Below are 19,370 nucleotides of genomic sequence, written 5' to 3' on the forward strand. Positions count from 1 at the left end.
CGACCCCCGCGACCGTTCTGCCCGCGTCTTGCCCGATCCCGCCCCGGTCGTCGCCCAGGCCTTGGCCATGCTGGGGTTTTCCCGGATCAGGCCTATGGACAGGACAGCCACGCGGGCACCACAGCACTTGCTGCGCGTCGCCACCTCACTGGACGAGGAAGCCGCCCGTTGGGCCCGGGTGCGGGGGCCCTGGGCCGTGGTCGTGCACGAACTGGTCTGCTTCGGCGTCAAGCAGGCCAGGGCATGCCTGTTCGGCGGATGCATGCTGGCCCTGTTGTTGGCGACATGGGCCTGGTATCCCGTCGATGCGCCGCTGGCCCGCTACGACTTCCTTGTGCTGGCGGCGCTGGCCCTGCAGGTGCTGCTGATCGCCATGGGACTGGAGACGCGGGACGAGGCCAGGGTGATCCTCTGTTTCCATCTGGTCGGCACCGCCATGGAGGTGTTCAAGACCGCCATGGGCTCGTGGGTCTATCCCGAAGCTTCGCTGCTGCGCGTCGGCGGCGTGCCCTTGTTTACGGGATTCATGTATGGCGCCGTGGGTAGCTATATCGCCCGCGCGTGGCGGCTGTTCGAGTTCCGTTTCATCCGCCATCCCCCGTTCGCGGCCACGGCGTGGCTCGCGCTGGCGATCTACGTGAATTTCTTCACGCATCATTTCCTGCCTGACGTCCGCTGGCTGCTGTTTGCGGTGTTGGCTGTCTTGTTCGGCCGCACCTGGATTTTGTTCCGCGTGCGCCGCGCGTATCGCAGGATGCCCCTGCTTTTCGGCTTCGTGCTGGTGGCGCTGTTTATCTGGTTCGCGGAAAACCTGGGGACATTCGCATCGGCGTGGCGTTATCCGGCGCAGCGCCATGGTTGGGAGATGGTGCCGCTCGACAAACTTGGCGCATGGCTGCTGCTGATGGTGATCAGCTATGTGCTGGTGTCCGCCGTGGCCCGACGAACGCGTGGGCAGCGCTCCGTCGGATGTCGCGCACAGGGTGCGCTCCCACAGAAGTCAGCGCACCGGCCGGGCGGCGTCGAAGATCGCGCTGACAGTACGCGTATGCAGTGAGGCGGCGTCGTAGCCCGGGGGCAGCATGCCGGCGATTTCCAGCATGACTGCGCCATGCAGGGAGGCCCAGATCTGGTGGCCGATGATGGGGGCGTCGGCGTCGGCTGCGATGGTGCCTTCGGCGATCATTACGTCCACATGCGCGGCAATGGTGCCCCACATGCGCTCGTGCGCCTGGCGATAGGCGGGATCGTCCTGCCGTGTCTCCGGGTACTCGAACATCAGCCGGTAGGTGGCGGTGTTCTCGCGGGCAAAGGCGATATAGGCATCGCGCACGGCGCGGCTGCGGGTGCGGCCGTCGCCGGGCGATGCCAGTGCGCGTTCCAGGGCTTCGGAGAAACGGTTGAGGCCGCGGGTGCGCACCGCCGTGATGATTTCTTCTTTGTTATGGAAATAGCGGTAGGGGGTCATCGTGCCCACGCCCAGGTCGCCGGCCAGGCGCCGCATGGTGACGGCGGCCGGGCCTTCTTCCACGTAGATCTTCGCCGCCGCCTCGCACAGGCGTGCGCGGAAGGCTTCGGTTTCCTGCTCGCTCAGCGCCTTGGGCACGCGTCAGTCCTTGACCTTAAGCGTCTTGCGGAAGAACGCCAGCGCATCGGCATTGACCTGCTCATGCACCTTGGCGCGATCCACGCCGGCCGGATCGGTACACATCGGTGCGATCTCCTTGGCCAATTCAGCGGAGCAGGGCGGCAGGAACACCCAGTGGTCGGCGTGCGGTACTTCCTTCACTCCCGCCAGCGTCTTGATCAGCGGCTGGATGTGTTTGGCGTTGGCTTCCGGCGGCAGCACCTTGTCGTTCTGGCCGTAGTAGAGAAAAACCGGGACATGCACCTGATCGAAGCTGTGCGCGTCGAAGATCAGGCTCATCGGGGCCATCGCAAACGCTGCTTTCACCCGCGGATCGGCGGTGTCTCCGTACTTTCCGAGCTGGCCCTGCATGTCCTCCAGCACTTGTTCCATGGTCTTGCCCTGCCTGGCGGCGTTGGCCTTGAACTCCGCGGCGTGGCCGCAGACGTCCTGGTCGTGCGGATAGCGCTGGCAGAAGGCGACGAAGCGCACGAAGCGCGGCTGGGCACCGGCCAGCATCAAGGCCGTATAACCGCCCGCCGAGAAGCCGGCCACGCCGATGCGGTTCGGGTCGATCAGCGGCTTCCAGCGCGGATCGGCGAGCAAGGTGGAGATGGCGGACTTCACCTGCACCGGCCGACCGGCCAGCACTTCGATATGGCCGACCTGGCTGGTATCGCGAAAGTAGTCGCCCAAATGATTGAGCGTGGCGACCACGAAACCGTGGCTGGCGAGGTAGGTGGCCAGATCGTGATGGCCCAGGTTGCTGCCGCCGTTGCCGTGGGAAAGGATCACCAGCGGCTTGGCGCCAGGGATGGCGGGCGCGTCAGGCGTGGCCGCGACGTCGTAGGGGCCGATCGCCGTGGTGCCATGCGTCGGCTGCGACGAGGGATAGAACACATAGCCCTCGGTCGGCTTGCCGCTGACCGGGTCGGGGATCTGGATGGCGCTGATGCCCACGCCGGTGACGTCGGACGCCAGGGCGGCCAGGGGCAGGAGCAGAAAGATCAGAGCAAACGCGGCGAGCTTGCGCAGCGGGCGTACCGAGGCGCGGGACGGCTGGATCGGCATGGCGAGGTCCGTAGGCTGAGTTGCGTGCGCCGTACGGTACGATGTACGTAACCGGGGCGCAAGTGACCCCAAGGTGGCCGCAATAGCACATCACGGCTACAATTTCGCGTTCTAGCCCTGCTTGCCACCCCCACGAGGTCAGGATGTTCCCGAAGCACGAGACGATCGCCGGTTACGACAACGAACTGGCCCAGGCTATGGCCGACGAAGCCCGCCGTCAGGAGGACCACGTCGAGCTGATCGCTTCGGAGAACTACGCCAGCCCCCGCGTGATGGAAGCCCAGGGCAGCGTGCTCACCAACAAGTACGCCGAGGGTTACCCGGGCAAGCGCTACTACGGCGGCTGCGAATTCGTGGACGTGGCCGAACGCCTCGCCATCGATCGCCTCAAGCAGCTGTTCGGCGCCAACTACGCCAATGTGCAGCCGCATTCGGGTTCGCAGGCCAACCAGGCCGTGTACCTCGCGCTGCTCAATCCGGGCGACACCATTCTCGGCATGTCGCTCGCACACGGTGGCCATCTCACCCACGGCGCCAAGGTCAACGTCTCGGGCAAGCTGTTCCACGCCGTGCAGTACGGCGTGAACGAGCAGGGCCTGGTCGATTACGACGAAGTCGAGCGCCTCGCCGTCGAGCACAAGCCCAAGATGATCGTGGCCGGTTTCAGCGCCTACTCGCAGGTGATGGATTGGGCACGCTTCCGCGCGATCGCCGGCAAGGTGGGTGCGTATCTGTTCGTGGACATGGCGCACGTCGCCGGTCTGATCGCCGCAGGCGTCTATCCGAACCCGCTGCCGCATGCGCACGTGGTCACCTCCACCACGCACAAGACGCTGCGCGGTCCGCGCGGCGGCATCATCGTGGCCAAGGACGCCGGCGAAGAGATCGAGAAGAAGCTGCAGTCGATCGTGTTCCCGGGCATCCAGGGTGGTCCGCTGATGCACGTGATCGCCGCCAAGGCCGTGGCCTTCAAGGAAGCGCTGGAGCCGGAATTCAAGGCCTACCAGACCCAGGTGGTGAAGAACGCCAAGGCGATGGCCAAGACCTTCATCGAGCGCGGCTACAAGATCGTTTCCGGCGGCACCGAGAACCATCTGATGCTGGTCGATCTGATTGGTCGCGACGTGACCGGCAAGGACGCGGAAGAAGCGCTGGGCAAGGCACACATCACCGTCAACAAGAACGCCGTGCCGAACGATCCCCGCAAGCCGTTCGTCACCTCGGGCCTGCGCGTGGGCACGCCGGCCGTCACCACCCGCGGTTATCTGGAAGCGGACGTGGTCGAACTCACGCAGTGGATTTGCGACGTGCTTGACGCACCCAACGATGACGCCGTCATCGCCAAGGTGCGCGACAAGGTCACGGCGCAGTGCCACAAGTTCCCTGTCTACGGCTGAGCCGTCACGAAGGATGAGGGCCGATAAGAAACGAGAAGTGAGCAGGGGCGCCTTTTCTCGTTTCTTCCTCCCTTCCAGGAATCGATGAACCTATGCATTGCCCTTACTGCCAGCACGAAGACACTCGCGTGATCGACTCGCGCCTCGCCGAAGACGGTGCCACCGTGCGCCGTCGACGCGAGTGTCCCAAGTGCAGTGAACGCTTCAATACCTTCGAAACCGCCGAGCTCAAGCTGCCTTCCATCGTGAAGAGCGGCGAGCGCCGTGAACCGTTCGACGAACACAAGCTGCGCGTGAGCTTTGAACGCGCCCTGCAGAAGCGTCCGGTGCCCACCGATTCGGTGGACACCGCCGTGCGCGAAATCATCAACGACCTGCGGCGCTGCGGCGAACGCGAAGTGCCTTCGCGGCAGGTGGGGGAGTTGGTGATGCGTGAGCTGAAGAAGCTCGATCAAGTGGCGTATGTGCGCTTCGCTTCGGTGTATCGGAAGTTTGAGGACGTGCAGGCGTTTCGCGAGGAGATCGAGAAGTTGGAGCGCGATTTGCCGGAGCTGGAGGCGTTGCAGTTGTCGTTGTTGGGGGAGCAGGTGGCGCGCAGGAAGAAGTCCTGAGGGGACTTTTTTTGGAGGCGTGATGCTTCTAGGGTCTTGCTTCTTGCTTCTTGCTTCTTGCTTCTTGCTTCTTGCTCCTTGCTCCTTGCTCCTTGCTTCTTGCTCCTTGCTCCTTGCTCCTTGCTCCTTGCTTCTAGCTTCTAGCTTCTAACTCCTAGGTCTTGAGCTCTTCGGTCTCACTCCCTCTCTGAGCTCGTCATCCCGGCGCAGGCCGGCAGCGCTGTTCAACAGCCGAATGGCTGGTCATCCAGAGCCTCGGTGTTTGGCTTTAGCGACACGGCGATCTGGCTCGCCTGCCGCGGGCTTCCGTCCTCCTGCCGGAGGCCGGGTCACTTTTCTTTGCTTGCCCAAAGAAAAGTAACCAAAAGAAAGGCCCCCCGGATGACGCGCCTTCCGGGCCTTTGGCCCTCCAGGTGCGCGGTCGGGTTACGGGGTTTTTCGACAGGACATCCCTGTCCTGTCGAAAAACTGGCCGCATCCATGCGGCCACCCTGCGGGCTTTCCTCCACCCGCCCGCCGCGTCATACGGGGACCCCGGGGATCAAGAGCCACATCAAGGGCCGCGTAACGGACGGTGTTACGGGGTGTCTCTTCTTTTGTAGGAGCGCACTTGTGCGCGACCAGCCTACGGAGCGGTACATCTGAGCTCCGCGGTCGCGCACAAGTGCGCTCCTACAAGGGATCGCGATGGCCTGTGGATGGCGGATCAATGCTACCGCTCAGTCCTTTGTGGGAGCGCACCCTGTGCGCGACAAACCTACGAAGCGGTACACCGCAGCGTGGCTGTCGCGCACAGGGTGCGCTCCCACAGACAAGCAGACGCGGCAGGCGGATGGAGCAATACCTAAAGCCGATGCGCAGCGAGGCCCCGCTTTAAGTCCTCAGCGATTCGGGCGCGTTGCGCAGCGCTTTGAGGTACCCGCTGTGTACCCTCGGAGGTTGTTCCTCAACGACGCGCCTCAAGCGTTCGGGCTTATCCCAGCACGATGCTGCGGGCGTTTTAGGCCATTCTCTTTGGGTTACTTTTCTCTTGGGCCAGCAAGAGAAAAGTGACTCGAGCGGCGGCAGCCGTTCGAAACGCCCGCCGCGCAGGCGGCACCCTGGCCTCAAGGTGACAAGGAAACACCGAAGCTCTGGATGATCAGCCATTCGGCCGCTTGGGCAAAAGCCCCAACAAAAATCCCCGAATCACAAGTCCCCCACCTCTTCACCTAAACTCTCCCCACCGCACCCCAAAGCGACCCCGCATGGCCTCCCCATTCACCGCCATCGACCACCTGCACATGGCGCACGCCTTGCGCCTCGCCGAGCTTGGCCTCTACACCACCCATCCCAATCCTCGCGTCGGCTGCGTCGTCGCACATGGCGAACAGGTGGTGGGGGCGGGTTATCACGTGAGGGCTGGCGAGCCCCATGCCGAGGTCCACGCGTTGTGCGAAGCCGGTGAGCAGGCGCGCGGCGCTACTGCGTACGTGACGCTGGAGCCCTGTGCCCATCACGGTCGTACGCCGCCATGCGCGGATGCGCTGATCGCTGCCGGCGTCTCGCGCGTAGTCATCGCCGCGGAAGATCCGTTCCCCCAGGTCGCCGGGCGCGGCATCGGCAAGTTGCGCGACGCCGGCATCACGGTGGAAACCGGCCTGATGCGCGAGCCGGCACGCGAACTCAATATCGGTTTCTTCAGTCGTCTCGAACGCGGACGCCCCTGGGTGCGCGTGAAGCTAGCGATGAGCCTGGACGGCCGCACGGCGCTCGCCAATGGCGAATCGAAGTGGATCACGGGCGAGGCGGCGCGTGCGGATGTGCAGCGCTGGCGTGCGCGCAGTTCGGCGATACTCACCGGATCGGGCACGGTGCTGGCGGACAACCCGCGACTCACCGTGCGCCTGCCGGAAGGCGAGGCATTTACGCCTCCATGGCGCGTGGTGCTCGACAATCGCCTGCGTACGCCGTCCAACAGCCATGTGCTCGATGGCACGATGCCGACCCTGGTGCTGCACAACGAACAATACGCGCCGGTCGATCCACGCTTTCAGGCAACGGAGTTGGCGGTGGTCGCGGAGCAGGGCGGTGCGATGGACCTGCATGCCGTGATGGACGAGCTCGCGCGTCGCCATGTCAGCGAGGTCCATGTCGAGGCCGGCCCCAATCTGTGCGGCGCGTTGTTCGCCGCCGGACTGGTCGACGAGCTGTTGCTCTACATCGCGCCCGTGCTGCTCGGCGACAACGCACAAGCGCTACTGGGATTGCCCTCACTCAGTGATATGGCGTCGCGCTGGAAACTGCGCACGCTCGATCGGCGCGTGCTGGGCGAGGATATGCGGCTTTTGCTGCGTCCCGTCGTGTGAGCGACGGATTCACGATCAAGTTTGATGGCTATCACGGGCCATATCGCAAGCAGGAGTTCAAGAGCACATGACGAAGGCAGCGGTACGTTGGGGCATCATCGGTTGCGGCAACGTCACCGAGGTGAAGAGCGGTCCGGGCTTCAGCAAGACGCCCAACTCGGCGTTGATGGCGGTGATGCGCCGCGACGGCGAAAAAGCCCGCGATTACGCCGAACGCCATGGCGTGCCGCGCTGGTACGACGATGCGGCCAGGCTGATCGACGACGCCGACGTCAACGCCGTCTACGTGGCCACGCCGCCATCGACGCACAAGCAGTACGCCTTGATGAGCATTGCAGCAGGCAAGCCCGTGTACATCGAAAAACCGATGGCGATGGATCACGCCGAGTGCGAGGCCATCATCCATGCGGGGCAGCAGGCGAAGGTGCCCGTGTTCGTTGCGTACTACCGCCGCAGCCTGCCGCGCTTCCAGAAAGTGCGCGAGCTGATCTTCGGTCAGCTGGCGATCGGCAAGCCGCACATCGTCAACACGGTGCTGTACGAACCGCATCATCCGCGTTATCAGGATCCGGCCAACTTGCCCTGGCACGTGCGTCCGGAGATTTCCGGCGGCGGTGTGTTCATGGATCTGGGCTGCCACACGCTCGATATCCTCGACTGGCTGTTCGGCCCCATCGTTTCGGTCAGCGGGCAGGCAACCAATCAGTTGGGTGCGTATCCGGTCGAAGACGGCGTGGCCATGTCGTTCCAGTTCGGCAACGGCATGCTCGGCACCGGCCTGTGGAATTTCGACGGCTTCAAGCGCCACGACCAGATCGAAGTGATCGGCGACAAGGGCCGCATCGCTTTCGCCACCTTCGGTGACGGGCCGATCCACGTGGAAAACATGGAAGGCTCGCACGACTACCGCGTGGCCAACCCGCTGCATATCCAGCAGCCGCTGATCGAAACCATCGTGGCGGAGCTGACCGGGTACAAGGGCGCCTGTCCGTCCACCGCCGAAAGCGGCGCGCGCACCAGCTGGGTGATGGACCAGGTGCTGCGCGACTACCGCCAGGAAACTGGCCAGATCGCGAGCCTGTAACCCAAAGGCTCGCGGAAGGCACTCACTCCCAGGCGACACATTGTTCCCCGGGGCGGACGCTGCAGCGGCGGCCGTTGCCCGGGATGGTGTTAAACTGCGCCGGCCGGTTCGCCGGCAAACTACAAAAGACGTCTTCAGGGCGGGGTGCGATTCCCCACCGGCGGTAGGTGCCGTAAGGCACGAGCCCGCGAGCGCTTCCAGGTCATCGGAAGGTCAGCAGATCCGGTCCAATGCCGGAGCCGACGGTTGGCAGCCAGCGATGGCGGCCAGAAAGTCCGGATGAGAGAAGACGGTACGGTGCAGGCCCTGGTGGCGTGCGCCTGCCTGACGCCTTGGGGCGTTTTTCGCACTCTTACGCGGGAAACGTTTCATGTCCAAGCATCGTTGCCATTCTTTCGCCACCTCCGTTTCGGAGGTGCGCTGATGTTTACCGGCATCATCCAGAGCGTGGGCCGCATCGCGCGGCTGGAACCACGTGGCGGCGACGTACGTCTGTACGTCGACACGGCCGACCTTGACCTCTCCGACGTGCAACTGGGCGACAGCATCGCCGTGTCCGGCGTATGCCTGACCGCGGTGACGCTGGAGTCGCGCGGTTTCAGCGCGGACGTCTCCAACGAAACGCTCTCGCTGACCACGCTGGGCAAGCATCGCACGGGCGATCCGGTGAACCTGGAAAAGGCCTTGCGCCTGGCCGATCGCCTGGGTGGGCATCTGGTGTCCGGCCATGTCGATGGCGTGGGCAAGGTGGTGTCGATCACGCCCGATGGCCGCTCACTGCGCTGGGTCTTCGAGGCGCCTGCATCGTTGTCGCGCTACATCGCCGCCAAGGGCTCGATCTGCATCGACGGCACCAGCCTCACCGTGAACGAGGTGAACGGCCATCGGTTCGGGGTCAACCTTATTCCGCATACGGTGGAACACACGGCGTTCAACGCGCGTCGCGCGGGCGATGCAGTGAACCTCGAAGTCGACGTGGTAGCGCGTTACATCGAGCGGCTGATCGCCAGTGGCGATGCGCCGCGGATTGATGAAGCGTTTCTCAAGCAACACGGTTTTGCGTGATCGCCATGTCGCCACGCGCGGCGCACAACGTTACTGACTTGGACACCCCATGAGCTTCAACACCATCCCCGAAATCCTCGAAGACATCCGCGCCGGCCGCATGGTCGTGATACTCGACGATGAAGATCGCGAGAACGAAGGCGACCTCATCATGGCCGCACAGATGGTGCGCCCCGAGGACATCAACTTCATGGTGCGCGAGGCGCGCGGCCTGGTCTGCCTCACGCTTACCGAGCAGCGCACGCGCCAGCTGGGCCTGCGGCCGATGGTGGTGGACAACACCTCGCCGTATCAGACCAACTTCACCGTCTCCATCGAGGCGGCCGAAGGTGTCACCACGGGTATTTCCGCGCACGATCGCGCGCGCACCATCCAGGTTGCGGTGAAGTCCGATGCCAGGCCGCAGGATCTCTCGCAGCCGGGCCATATCTTTCCGCTGACGGCGCAGCCGGGCGGCGTGTTGACGCGTGCCGGACATACCGAAGCGGGCTGCGATCTTGCCGCGCTGGCGGGGTTGGAACCTTCGGCAGTGCTGATCGAAATCCTGCATGAAGACGGCTCGATGGCGCGCCGCCCCGAGCTGGAAATCTTCGCGAAGAAGCACGGCCTGAAGATCGGCTCCATCGCCGACCTGATCCGCTATCGCCTGGAAACCGAGAAGACCGTACAGCGCGTCTACGAGGGCGACGTCGATACCGAATTCGGTGCGTTCAAGCTGGTGGCTTATCGCGACGCCATCCGTCATGGACTGCATTTCGCCCTGGTGCGCGGCAAGGTGGACGACGGCGAGCCGGTGCTCACCCGCGTGCATGTGCGCAACACCTTGTCCGACGTGCTGCATCTGCAGCGCGACGACCTCGGCCTCACGGTGACCTCGGCGCTGCGTCGCATTGCCGATGAAGGCCGCGGCGCGCTGCTCGTGCTGTCGGGCGAAGACACCGCCGACGCCTTGCTGCGTCGCCTCAATCGCCAGCCCTCGGTGCAGGCGCCGGAGGAGGCGCAGCAGCAGGAATGGCGACAGCTGGGCCTGGGCGCGCAAATCCTCGCGGACCTGGGCATCCGCCAGCTGCGCGTGCTGGGTACGCCGCGCAAGATGGTGGGGCTGGGCGGCTTCGGGCTGGAAGTGACCGAGTACGTGTGAGCTAGCCTCTCCCCTGTGGGAGCGCACCCTGTGCGCGACTGACGGTGCCTCATGGCCTGAGGCCGTCGCGCACAGGGTGCGCTCCCACATCAAACTTGCCCGGCACGGCCACTTCCACGCCATCCATCCACCGGCATACTCAGGTTTTCACCACAAACCACCGCCATGACCTCTCCCGCCATCCGCCTCATCGCCCCTTCGGGCTATCCGCATGACCGTGACGCCATGGCGCGCGGTATCGCGCGTCTGCAGGCGGCCGGTTGCGCGGTGGATGGCTTGGAAGTGCTCGATCGCGTCGAACATCGTTTTGCCGGTCCCGACGCATCACGCGCAGGCGACCTCAATGCGCTGGCGACGATGCAGCAGCTGCCGGACATCGCGCTCGCCATCCGCGGCGGCTACGGCGCCACCCGCCTGCTCGAGTACCTGCACTACGACGCGCTGCGCGAGCGGCTGACAGGCTCCAACACCTTGCTGGTTGGCCATAGCGACTTCACCGCCATCCAGATGGCGCTCTACGCAAAGAGCGGACTGGTCACCTTCGGCGGCCCCATGCTGGGTCCCGATTTTGGTGCGCCCGAGCTCAACGGCCTCATGTGGGAACACTTCTGGCGCGCCGTGGGCGAGCCGCAGGCCACCGCCAGCTGGAGCACCTCCAGCGCCGCGGAGTTGGAGGTCGAAGGCCCGCTGTGGGGTGGCAACCTCGCGATGCTGTGCAGCCTGCTTGGGACGCCCTATTTCCCGGTCATCGACGACGGCATCCTGTTCGTGGAGGACATCGGCGAGCCGCCGTTCCGCCTCGAGCGCCTGCTGTACCAGTTGCAGTTGTCCGGCGTGCTGGATCGCCAGCGCGCCCTGGTCCTGGGCCATTTCACCCAGTGCCGTCCGCATAGCTACGACAACGGCTACGACACCGAGGCCGCGTTCGAGCAACTGGCCCGGGTGGCGCGGATTCCCATCGTCCGCGACCTGCCATTTGGCCATGAGCCGGACAAGTTCACGCTCCCGTTCGGCGTCCCAGCCCGCTTGCGGGTGGCAGCAGGCCAGGCCAGCCTGAGCTTTCGCGGCCATCCGACCCTCGCTGGGGCGGTTTCCCGGCCCGATCCGGGCACGCCGCCCTTGCATCCCGTAAAATAGACGGCCCCTCCGGGCCCGGAACCCAGGAAACGCATACCCCATGAAGACCATCGAAGGCGATTTCGCCACGCCCAAGGGCCGTTTTGCCATCGTCGCCGGCCGTTTCAACGGCTTTGTCGTTGAGCCGCTGGTGGCCGGCGCACGTGACGTGCTGGTGCGCCATGGCGTGAAGGACGATGCGATCGAGCTGATCCGCGTGCCGGGCGCCTGGGAAATCGCGCTGGCCGCCAACAAGGTCGCCAGCTCCGGCAAGTACGCTGCGGTGATCGCGCTGGGCGCGGTGATCCGCGGCTCCACCCCGCATTTCGACTTCGTTGCCGGTGAATGCGCCAAGGGCCTGGCCCAGGCAGCCTATGCCTCCGGCGTGCCGGTGGCCTTTGGCGTGCTGACCACCGACACCATCGAACAAGCCATCGAGCGTTCCGGCACCAAGGCCGGCAACAAGGGCGCGGATGCCGCCCTGGCCGCGCTCGAGATGGTCAATCTGTACGGAAAGCTGTGATGAACTCTCGCCCCGAAGGCATCGATCTGGCTGCACGCTCGCGCGCCCGTCGCCGTGCGCTGCAGGCGCTGTACGCCTGGCAGATCGGCGGCAGCCGCATGAATGCCGTGATCGAGCAGTTCCGCCACGAGCAGGATATGGAAGTGGCGGATCTGGAATACTTCGAGGACCTGCTCAACGGTGTCGAGCGCAACGTCAAGACCATCGACGAGGCGATCAAGCCCTACGTGGACCGCGACGTGGAGCAGATCGACCCGATCGAGCGCGCCGCCCTGCGCCTGGCCACCTATGAGCTCAAGTACCGCCCGGACGTGCCGTACCGCGTGATCATCAACGAGGCGATTGAAGTCACCAAGCGCTTCGGTGCGGACCACGGCCACAGCTACGTCAACGGTGTACTCGACAAGCTCGCCGGCGTGCTGCGCACCACGGAGAAGCGTCACTGATGGACGGGGCCGCGGAGCACGCGTCCGTGATTCCGGTGATCGAGACAGCGCGCCTGCGCCTGCGCGCGCACCGCGTCGACGATCATGCCGAGCGCGTGGCCTTGTGGTCCGACCCTGAGGTGACCCGTTTTATCGGCGGGCGTCCCTTTGGCGCGGAAGAAGTCTGGCGGCGCTTCCTGCAGTACATCGGTCTGTGGCACACGCTTGGCTACGGCTATTGGGCCGTCGAAGAGAAAGCCACGGGCCGCTTCATCGGCGACGTCGGTTTCGCCGACCTCAGGCGCGAGATGGAGCCTTCGCTGCAGGGCATGCTGGAATTCGGCTGGGCACTGGCACCGCATGCGCAAGGCAAAGGCTATGCGAGCGAAGCCGTGGCCGCCGCCATCGCCTGGGGCGAGCGCAACTTCGCCGATCGACGGCAGGTGTGCATCATCTCGCCAGACAACCTGCCTTCGATCCGCGTGGCGGAGAAGGCCGGTTTCACGTTGTGGCAGGAATCCACCTATCACGACGCTCCCACCCTGGTCTTCAGCCGCTGACTTTCTGGCTGGACCGACTGATCAGCGCAGGTCGCAAGCCATGGAATTCCGACTGATCGACCGTATCCGCGAACGCACCGCGCAAGGCCGCGAAGACGTGAAGTTGGGCATCGGCGACGATGCCGCCGTGGTCGCGCCACCGACAGGGCAGGAGCTGGCCATCGCGATCGACACCATGGTCGAAGGCGTGCATTTCCCATATGGCACGGCGGCAGCGGATATCGGCTGGAAGTCGCTGGCGGTGAATCTTTCCGATCTCGCCGCGATGGGTGCGAGCCCGGCCTGGGCATTGCTGGCGCTGACGTTGCCGACGCAACCGGCGGAGCAGCTCAGCGCTTTTATTGATGGCTACGCCGAAGGGTTTGCCCAGTTGGCGCAGCCGCACCGGCTTGCCTTGATCGGCGGCGACACCACGCGCGGCGCACTGACCATCAGCGTTGCGGTGCATGGCTTCGTTCCGCCCGGCAAAGCGCTGACGCGCACCGGCGCGCGCGCAGGCGACGTCGTGCTGGTTACCGGCACGCTGGGCGACGCAGCCGCTGGTTTGCATCTGCTACAGCGCGGCGCGCGCGTGGATGAAGGCGATGGGCGCGCCGCCTATCTGATCGAACGACTGCATCGGCCCACGCCTCGCCTTTCGGTTGGCCTGGCGCTGCGCGATCGGGCGAGTGCCTGCATCGATATCTCCGACGGCTTGCTCGCTGACCTTGGGCATATCTGCGAGGAAAGCGCCGTGGGCGCGGAAATCGAAGCGCCGTTGCTGCCGTGCTCGCCGATGCTGATGGCAAGCTTCGACGACCTGTCCGTGCGCGACTTCGCGCTGGCCGGCGGCGACGACTACGAACTGTGCTTCACCGTGCCGCCGGCACTGGTGGCCGACGTTCAGACCGATCTGGCGCGCCTTGGCTGCGGCGCCACGCGGATCGGGCGCATAATCGAAGGCGCCGGCGTGCGCGTGCGCGACGCCCAAGGACAATGGCTGGAACCCTCGCAACGCGGCTGGGACCATTTCGCATGAGCGACAAGACGATCCTCACCCCGGAACAACGACGCGCCTTGCTCGCTACGCCAGCGGGCTGGCTGGCCTGCGGTTTTGGTTCTGGCCTGGCGCCGGTGGCGCAGGGCACGTTCGGCTCACTGGCGGCGCTGCTGCCATGGTTGTTGCTGCGCAGTTTGCCGGTGCAGCTCTATGTGTTCGCGATTGCGGTGGGCTTCGTCATCGGCGTGTGGGCGTGCGGGGTGGCGGGGCGCCTGGTCGGTGTGGACGATCATCGGAGCATCGTGTGGGATGAGTTTGTTGGGTTGTGGATTGCGCTGATTCCCGCGGTGACGGGGCCGTGGTGGGCGGTGGTGCTCGGGTTTGCGTTGTTTCGGTTGTTTGATGTGTGGAAGCCTTGGCCGATTGGGTGGTTGGATCGTCGGCTTAAGGGTGGGGTGGGGGTGATGGTGGATGATGTGGTGGCGGGGGTGTTTGCGGCTGTGGTGCTTGCCATTTTGATGGCGTTGCTGCGTTGACCCCGTTCGCCGTCACCATGACGCAGACCGGATCCGGCTCTCAGCTTGTCATCCCGGCGTAGGCCGGGGACGCTGTTCAACAGCCGAAGGCTGGTCGTCCAGGGCCTCGGTGTTTGGTTGTCGCCTTGAGGCCAGGGTGCCGCCTACGCGGCGGGCGTTTCGAACGGCTGCCGCCGCTCGAGTCACTTTTCTCTTGCTGGCCCAAGAGAAAAGTAACCCAAAGAGAATGGCCTGATAACGCCCGCAGCATCGTGTTGGGATAAGCCCGAGCGCTTGAGGCGCGTCGGGATGGGACAACCTCCGAGGGTACACAGCGGGTACCGCAAAGCGCTGCGCAACGCGCCCGAATCGCTGAGGACTTAAAGCGGGGCCTCGCTGCGCATCGGCTCTTGTCATCCCTTCTCCGTCTGCCGCCCGGGCTTGTCTGTGGGAGCGCACCCTGTGCGCGACAGCCACGCTGGGGTGTACCGCTCCGTAGGATTGTCGCGCACAGGGTGCGCTCCCACACAGACAAGCCGATCGGTACAGGCCTGATGGCTCCCTTGTAGGAGCGCACTTGTGCGCGACCGCGGCGCTGGGGTGTATCTCTCCGTAGGTTTGTCGCGCACAGGGTGCACTCCCACATGGTTAGGTTGGCGCTGGGCTGAAGGTCGGGGCATTGGCATCTTTACGGCGGTGCTTCCATGCGGCAGCTGAAGCGGGCCAAGCCCCGCTTTCGCCACAAACCCAACACCGTCCCGCCTGCGCGCCGCGATATATTTCACGGTCGCGATTCCGTTCGATGCGTTCGCGTCGGATGCCGCAGGGATGCCAAGGGGAGATGACGTGAACCGATTGCCGGGTCTGGATTTACTGCGCGCGATTGCAATCGTGTGGGTGATGATTTTCCATTCGTACATCATCGGTGGCTGGGGTCACTTCGGCGGGATCGAGCAGAACGGGTGGATGGGTGTCGACCTGTTCTTTGTCCTCAGCGGCTTTCTGATCGGCTCGCAGGTGCTCAAGCCGCTGGCGGAGGGGCGGGGATTCTCGTTCGGGGATTTCTACCAGCGCCGCGCCTTTCGTATCCTTCCGGCGTACTTGGTGGTGGTGGCGGCGTATTTCATTTGGCCGTCCGTGCGCGAGCAGGGGGAGCTGCAGCCGCTGTGGCAGTTCCTGACCTTTACGGTGAACCTGCTGATCGACGCCAAGGATCACCTGGCGTTCTCCCACGTATGGTCGTTGTGCGTGGAGGAGCATTTCTACCTGCTGTTCCCGCTACTGGCATGGTGGCTGGCGCGGCGTCCGTCCGTGCGTCGGTTCGTGCTGGTATGCACGGCGGTGGTGCTGGCGGGGATGGTGGTGCGGGGTGTGATGTGGGCCTGGGAACTGGCGCCGTTGGCCGGTCTTGACCAAAATTCCTATGGAAAAACCTTCCTGGAGCGCATTTACTATCCCACGTGGTCCCGTCTGGACGGCCTCTTGATGGGCGTGATGCTGGCTACGGCCAGGGTCTACCGGCCCGTCCTCTGGTCCCGATGGGGACGACATGCCAACGGCTTTCTGCTCGCAGGGGTAGCGGTAGTCGGCGGTGCGATCATGTTGTTCCGCGATCGGACCGGCTTCATTCCCACCGTGGTGGGGTATCCGTTGCTTTCCTTCGGCTTGGGGCTGCTGGTGTTGGCCGGCGCTCAAACGTCTGGCGTGCTTGCGCGTCTGCGCGTACCGGGTGCCGGCTGGTTGGCGGCGGTGTCGTACAGCTTGTATCTGTCACACAAGGCGGTATTCCATCTGGTGGAATCCGCCGCGGGGGAAAAGCTGGACGGACATGGCCTGCTGACTTTTGCAGCTTATGCGTCAGCGGTGTTGGGGGTCGGAGCGTTGCTTCACTACGGGGTGGAGCGTCCATTCCTGAAACTGCGGACGCGGGTTTTACATCAGGCGCCGGCTGCAGCTCACGCGTCTGGCGTGATTGCCGGAGCCGGAACGGATGCGGCCTGATGTGGGTTAGGGGATTCACTCTAAGGGGAGGGTGTCATGTGCAAGCTCATGCGCATTGTGTGTTTCATGCTGCTGTTGTCCGTCGTGCCTTGTTCCGTGTTTGCCGCCACGGCGGCGCCGGCGGGCCCTTGCCGAACGATTGATCCGTCGACCTGCGCGAACGCCAACCAGCTCTCGCGAGCCAATGGCTTCGTGACGGCGCTGGGGCATTTCGCCGGCGACAGCAAGGTCAACTATTTCCGCGGCAGTCGCTCGGTGAGCGAGCAGGCGTTGTCGGCGCTGGGCGGCTCCTCGCCGTCGGTGCAGGTGCTGGCCGATAAGCGCTTCCTGTTCACGGCCTGCCCGGCGCGCGAGTGCGGTGGCAGTGCGGCTGCGGTGATCCTCAACGAGTACGGCCAGATCGAGGCGCTGGGTTTCTCCAGCTATCACTGCGATACCGCCTGCGACGATTTCCGCCACCTGGATTTCTACGTCCGCAAAGATGGCGACAACGAGGCGCTGATCAGCGAGTTGAAGGCGTGGGGTCTTGGCGATCCGCTCAAGAGCACGCTGTGGCGTCCCGAGGCCGACCAGGGCATCGAGAACCGTGTAGACGTCCATACGCTGCCGTAAGTGCAGCGTTCTCATCGACGGCCGCCTGGTCGGGCGGCCGTCGATACTGCTTCAGGCGGCTAGGCCTTGAGCACGATGCGATAGCGCGCCTTGCCCTCCTCAAGATGCTTGAGCGCGGCATTGACGTCCGACATGGGGAACATTTCCACCTGCGGGCGGATGTCGTGGCGGGTGGCGTAGTCGAGCAGGGTGGCGATATCCACCGGTGCGCCGGTGGGCGAGCCGGAAACCTCCCGCTCCGTCAGAATCAACGCGAACGCCGAGACGGGAATGGGCTCAAGCACGCCGCCCACCACATGCATGCGACCACGCGGCGCGAGTGTGCCGAGCAGCGCCGCCCAGTCCAGCGGCACATTCACCGTCACCAGCAATAGATCCAGCGAGCCGGCGATGCCCGCAATCGCGTTGGCATCGCGACTGGAAACGACGTTGTGCGCACCGAAGCTGCGCGCCTCGTCCGCCTTCGACGCGTTGGAGGTGAAGGCAGTGACTTCGCAACCCCAGGCGCGGGCAAACTTCACCGCCATATGCCCCAGGCCGCCGATTCCAACCACGCCAACGCGGGCGCTCGGGCTGATGTTGTAGGCCAGAAACGGCTTGAGCACCGTGATGCCGCCGCACAACAGCGGGCCCGCACTCGGCAGGTCGATGCCGTCGGGCAGGGGGATGGTCCAGGCCCAGTGGGCGCGCACTTTGTCGGCAAAGCCGCCGTGATGGCCACCAATGGTCGGCTGCACTTCGGGACACAGGTTCTGGTGACCTGACAGGCATTGATGGCAATGCATGCAACTGCCCGCGGTCCAGCCGATGCCCACGCGCTGGCCGACCTTCAATCCTTTGGCCTGCGGGCCCAGAGCCGTGACTCGTCCGACGACCTCGTGACCCGGTACGAAGGGAAAGCGCGACATGCCCCATTCGTTGTTGATCATCGAAAGATCGGAGTGGCAGACGCCGCAATAGTCCACCGCCACTTCCACTTCTTCGGCGCCCAACGGGCCGAGATCGAACTCGGCAAGCACCAGCGGCTTGCCCGCTTCCTGGACAGCCCAGCCTTGCATGGTTGACATGGCATTGCTCCGGTCGGGGAGGGTGGCGTGTGGGAAAACGCGCAGTCTAGGGCGCCCCGTGTCGGTGCCACGTGTAAAGCACAACGATGGACGAATGACGCACGCTGTTGGCATGCTGTTCCATCCCCACCCGTGGAGCGCTCCCATGCAATACCGTCGCCTTGGCACATCCGGCCTGCAGCTTTCTGCGCTCTCGTTCGGCGCATGGGTCACCTTTGGCACCCAGGTGGGGCGTTCGCTGGCGCGCGATCTGCTCGCGATGGCCCACGATCACGGCATCAATTTTTTCGACAACGCCGAGGTCTACAACCATGGCGTCGCCGAGACGCTGATGGGCGATGTGCTCGCCGATCTGCGCTTTCCCCGCGACAGCTACTGCGTGTCGAGCAAGGTTTATTTCGGTGCGGTCGACAGTCCGCTGCCCACCCAGCGCGGCCTTTCGCGCAAGCACGTGATCGAGGCCTGTCATCAGGCGCTGGAGCGCTTGCGCGTCGATCATCTGGATCTCTACTTCTGCCATCGACCCGATCCGGATACGCCGATTGTCGAAACCGTGGCGGCGATGGATACGCTGGTGCGCCAGGGCAAGGTGCTCTATTGGGGCACCAGCGAATGGCCGGCGGAGGCCATCATCGAAGCCCATCGTGCGGCGCGCGACAACCACATGTTCGCGCCGACGATGGAGCAGCCGCAGTATAACCTGCTGCATCGCGAGCGCGTGGAGCAGGAATACGCGCCGCTGTACGACACTTACGGCATGGGCACCACGATCTGGTCGCCGCTGGCCTCGGGTTTGTTGAGCGGCAAGTACAACCAGGGCGTGCCTGCCGAATCGCGTCTGGCGCAGCCGGGCTACGAGTGGTTGCGTGAAGCGGTGCTGGAGAACGATGGCTCGCGACTAGAGAAGGTGCGACGCCTGGCGCCGATCGCCGATGAACTCGGCGTCTCCATGGCGCAGCTGGCGATTGCCTGGTGCCTGGCCAATCCGCACGTTTCCACGGTGATGCTGGGGGCGAGCAAGTTGGAGCAGCTGGAGCAGAATCTTGGTGCGTTGGCGTTGTTGCCGAAGTTGGATGGGGATGTTTTGAAGCGTATTGCGGCAGCAGTGGCGTGACCTGATCTTCTGTGGGAGCGCACCCTGTGCGCGACCGCCACGCCCGGGTGTATCGCTCCGTTGGTTTGTCGCGCACAGGGTGCGCTCCCACACACAGCAAATGCCCTTTGCCCG

General features: G+C 64.6%; 19 protein-coding genes and 1 riboswitch. Of the genes, 16 read left to right on the plus strand and 3 right to left on the minus strand.

Translation table 11 applies throughout. The features are described from left to right. Positions 1-67: 67 nt before the first annotated feature. Positions 68-1,057 carry a DUF817 domain-containing protein gene (locus AC1DE1_RS07945; RefSeq protein WP_477179063.1) on the plus strand — a complete coding sequence of 330 codons (990 nt, stop codon included), beginning with the start codon at positions 68-70 and terminating at the stop codon, positions 1,055-1,057. Here the strand turns inward: AC1DE1_RS07945 and AC1DE1_RS07950 are convergent. Both AC1DE1_RS07950 and AC1DE1_RS07955 read right to left on the minus strand, forming a co-directional pair. After that, a complete protein-coding gene (locus tag AC1DE1_RS07950; RefSeq protein ID WP_441605629.1) occupies positions 1,001-1,606 on the minus strand; it encodes a TetR/AcrR family transcriptional regulator in 606 nt (201 codons plus the stop codon). The genes AC1DE1_RS07945 and AC1DE1_RS07950 overlap by 57 nt on opposite strands. A 3-nt stretch (positions 1,607-1,609) precedes the next feature. Continuing rightward, positions 1,610-2,698 carry an alpha/beta hydrolase family protein gene (locus AC1DE1_RS07955; protein WP_477175305.1) on the minus strand — a complete coding sequence of 363 codons (1,089 nt, stop codon included), beginning with the start codon at positions 2,696-2,698 and terminating at the stop codon, positions 1,610-1,612. A gap of 143 nt (positions 2,699-2,841) precedes the next feature. Between AC1DE1_RS07955 and glyA the strand changes: the two genes are divergently transcribed. From glyA to AC1DE1_RS08025, 14 genes are all read left to right on the plus strand, one after another. Then, positions 2,842-4,095 carry a serine hydroxymethyltransferase gene (gene glyA / locus AC1DE1_RS07960; RefSeq protein ID WP_477179046.1) on the plus strand — a complete coding sequence of 418 codons (1,254 nt, stop codon included), beginning with the start codon at positions 2,842-2,844 and terminating at the stop codon, positions 4,093-4,095. Between the two features lie 92 nt (positions 4,096-4,187). Further along, positions 4,188-4,706: a transcriptional regulator NrdR gene (gene nrdR, locus AC1DE1_RS07965; RefSeq protein WP_441605626.1), complete on the plus strand. Its 519-nt coding sequence runs from the start codon at positions 4,188-4,190 to the stop codon at positions 4,704-4,706. Between the two features lie 1,283 nt (positions 4,707-5,989). Next, positions 5,990-7,054, plus strand: a complete 1,065-nt coding sequence (gene ribD, locus AC1DE1_RS07970; protein WP_477175476.1) for a bifunctional diaminohydroxyphosphoribosylaminopyrimidine deaminase/5-amino-6-(5-phosphoribosylamino)uracil reductase RibD — start codon at positions 5,990-5,992, stop codon at positions 7,052-7,054. 67 nt (positions 7,055-7,121) lie between these two features. Next, positions 7,122-8,138, plus strand: a complete 1,017-nt coding sequence (locus tag AC1DE1_RS07975) for a Gfo/Idh/MocA family protein (protein ID WP_477175307.1) — start codon at positions 7,122-7,124, stop codon at positions 8,136-8,138. Positions 8,139-8,264: 126 nt separating this feature from the next. Continuing rightward, positions 8,265-8,433: riboswitch (FMN riboswitch) on the plus strand. 128 nt (positions 8,434-8,561) lie between these two features. Continuing rightward, complete coding sequence (locus AC1DE1_RS07980; RefSeq protein WP_477175308.1) at positions 8,562-9,203, plus strand: riboflavin synthase; 642 nt, start codon at positions 8,562-8,564, stop codon at positions 9,201-9,203. Between the two features lie 49 nt (positions 9,204-9,252). Beyond that, positions 9,253-10,344, plus strand: a complete 1,092-nt coding sequence (ribBA, locus tag AC1DE1_RS07985; RefSeq protein ID WP_477175309.1) for a bifunctional 3,4-dihydroxy-2-butanone-4-phosphate synthase/GTP cyclohydrolase II — start codon at positions 9,253-9,255, stop codon at positions 10,342-10,344. Between the two features lie 165 nt (positions 10,345-10,509). Then, positions 10,510-11,481 (plus strand): muramoyltetrapeptide carboxypeptidase, encoded by a 972-nt coding sequence (gene ldcA, locus AC1DE1_RS07990; RefSeq protein ID WP_477179047.1) that lies wholly within the window; start codon positions 10,510-10,512, stop codon positions 11,479-11,481. A gap of 40 nt (positions 11,482-11,521) precedes the next feature. Next, a complete protein-coding gene (gene ribH / locus AC1DE1_RS07995) occupies positions 11,522-11,983 on the plus strand; it encodes a 6,7-dimethyl-8-ribityllumazine synthase (protein WP_046970675.1) in 462 nt (153 codons plus the stop codon). Beyond that, positions 11,983-12,429, plus strand: a complete 447-nt coding sequence (gene nusB, locus AC1DE1_RS08000; RefSeq protein ID WP_046970674.1) for a transcription antitermination factor NusB — start codon at positions 11,983-11,985, stop codon at positions 12,427-12,429. Before ribH ends, nusB begins: the two co-directional genes overlap by 1 nt. Beyond that, positions 12,429-12,968, plus strand: a complete 540-nt coding sequence (locus AC1DE1_RS08005) for a GNAT family N-acetyltransferase (RefSeq protein ID WP_441602459.1) — start codon at positions 12,429-12,431, stop codon at positions 12,966-12,968. The genes nusB and AC1DE1_RS08005 overlap by 1 nt, the downstream gene beginning before the upstream one ends. A gap of 40 nt (positions 12,969-13,008) precedes the next feature. Beyond that, positions 13,009-13,986, plus strand: coding sequence for a thiamine-phosphate kinase (gene thiL, locus AC1DE1_RS08010; RefSeq protein ID WP_477175311.1), 978 nt, complete (start codon positions 13,009-13,011; stop codon positions 13,984-13,986). Further along, entirely contained in the window at positions 13,983-14,483 is a 501-nt protein-coding gene (locus tag AC1DE1_RS08015; protein ID WP_477179048.1) for a phosphatidylglycerophosphatase A family protein, read from the plus strand. The genes thiL and AC1DE1_RS08015 overlap by 4 nt, the downstream gene beginning before the upstream one ends. Before the next feature lie 807 nt (positions 14,484-15,290). Further along, positions 15,291-16,463 (plus strand): acyltransferase family protein, encoded by a 1,173-nt coding sequence (locus AC1DE1_RS08020; RefSeq protein WP_441602462.1) that lies wholly within the window; start codon positions 15,291-15,293, stop codon positions 16,461-16,463. 36 nt (positions 16,464-16,499) lie between these two features. Further along, positions 16,500-17,075, plus strand: a complete 576-nt coding sequence (locus AC1DE1_RS08025) for a hypothetical protein (RefSeq protein WP_441602463.1) — start codon at positions 16,500-16,502, stop codon at positions 17,073-17,075. 59 nt (positions 17,076-17,134) lie between these two features. On the opposite strand, the gene ahr is transcribed toward AC1DE1_RS08025, so the two are convergent. After that, positions 17,135-18,142 (minus strand): NADPH-dependent aldehyde reductase Ahr, encoded by a 1,008-nt coding sequence (gene ahr / locus AC1DE1_RS08030; RefSeq protein ID WP_477175313.1) that lies wholly within the window; start codon positions 18,140-18,142, stop codon positions 17,135-17,137. A gap of 145 nt (positions 18,143-18,287) precedes the next feature. Here ahr and AC1DE1_RS08035 point away from each other — a divergent pair, with 145 nt between their 5' ends. After that, positions 18,288-19,256 (plus strand): potassium channel beta subunit family protein, encoded by a 969-nt coding sequence (locus tag AC1DE1_RS08035; protein WP_477175477.1) that lies wholly within the window; start codon positions 18,288-18,290, stop codon positions 19,254-19,256. Positions 19,257-19,370: the final 114 nt, after the last annotated feature.

The sequence above is a fragment of the Dyella sp. 05T440 genome (genome assembly GCF_056395965.1).

Bases quoted from the DNA above. Each gene is read 5' to 3' on its own strand.
- ldcA (WP_477179047.1), top strand. From the start codon at position 10,510: ATGACCTCTCCCGCCATCCGCCTCATCGCCCCTTCGGGCTATCCGCAT.
- AC1DE1_RS07955 (WP_477175305.1), bottom strand. From the start codon at position 2,698: ATGCCGATCCAGCCGTCCCGCGCCTCGGTACGCCCGCTGCGCAAGCTC.
- AC1DE1_RS08025 (WP_441602463.1), top strand. From the start codon at position 16,500: ATGTGCAAGCTCATGCGCATTGTGTGTTTCATGCTGCTGTTGTCCGTC.
- AC1DE1_RS08020 (WP_441602462.1), top strand. From the start codon at position 15,291: ATGCCAAGGGGAGATGACGTGAACCGATTGCCGGGTCTGGATTTACTG.
- ahr (WP_477175313.1), bottom strand. From the start codon at position 18,142: ATGTCAACCATGCAAGGCTGGGCTGTCCAGGAAGCGGGCAAGCCGCTG.
- nrdR (WP_441605626.1), top strand. From the start codon at position 4,188: ATGCATTGCCCTTACTGCCAGCACGAAGACACTCGCGTGATCGACTCG.
- AC1DE1_RS07945 (WP_477179063.1), top strand. From the start codon at position 68: ATGCTGGGGTTTTCCCGGATCAGGCCTATGGACAGGACAGCCACGCGG.
- thiL (WP_477175311.1), top strand. From the start codon at position 13,009: ATGGAATTCCGACTGATCGACCGTATCCGCGAACGCACCGCGCAAGGC.
- ribH (WP_046970675.1), top strand. From the start codon at position 11,522: ATGAAGACCATCGAAGGCGATTTCGCCACGCCCAAGGGCCGTTTTGCC.
- AC1DE1_RS07975 (WP_477175307.1), top strand. From the start codon at position 7,122: ATGACGAAGGCAGCGGTACGTTGGGGCATCATCGGTTGCGGCAACGTC.
- AC1DE1_RS08005 (WP_441602459.1), top strand. From the start codon at position 12,429: ATGGACGGGGCCGCGGAGCACGCGTCCGTGATTCCGGTGATCGAGACA.
- AC1DE1_RS07980 (WP_477175308.1), top strand. From the start codon at position 8,562: ATGTTTACCGGCATCATCCAGAGCGTGGGCCGCATCGCGCGGCTGGAA.
- AC1DE1_RS08035 (WP_477175477.1), top strand. From the start codon at position 18,288: ATGCAATACCGTCGCCTTGGCACATCCGGCCTGCAGCTTTCTGCGCTC.
- AC1DE1_RS08015 (WP_477179048.1), top strand. From the start codon at position 13,983: ATGAGCGACAAGACGATCCTCACCCCGGAACAACGACGCGCCTTGCTC.
- nusB (WP_046970674.1), top strand. From the start codon at position 11,983: ATGAACTCTCGCCCCGAAGGCATCGATCTGGCTGCACGCTCGCGCGCC.
- ribBA (WP_477175309.1), top strand. From the start codon at position 9,253: ATGAGCTTCAACACCATCCCCGAAATCCTCGAAGACATCCGCGCCGGC.
- glyA (WP_477179046.1), top strand. From the start codon at position 2,842: ATGTTCCCGAAGCACGAGACGATCGCCGGTTACGACAACGAACTGGCC.
- ribD (WP_477175476.1), top strand. From the start codon at position 5,990: ATGGCGCACGCCTTGCGCCTCGCCGAGCTTGGCCTCTACACCACCCAT.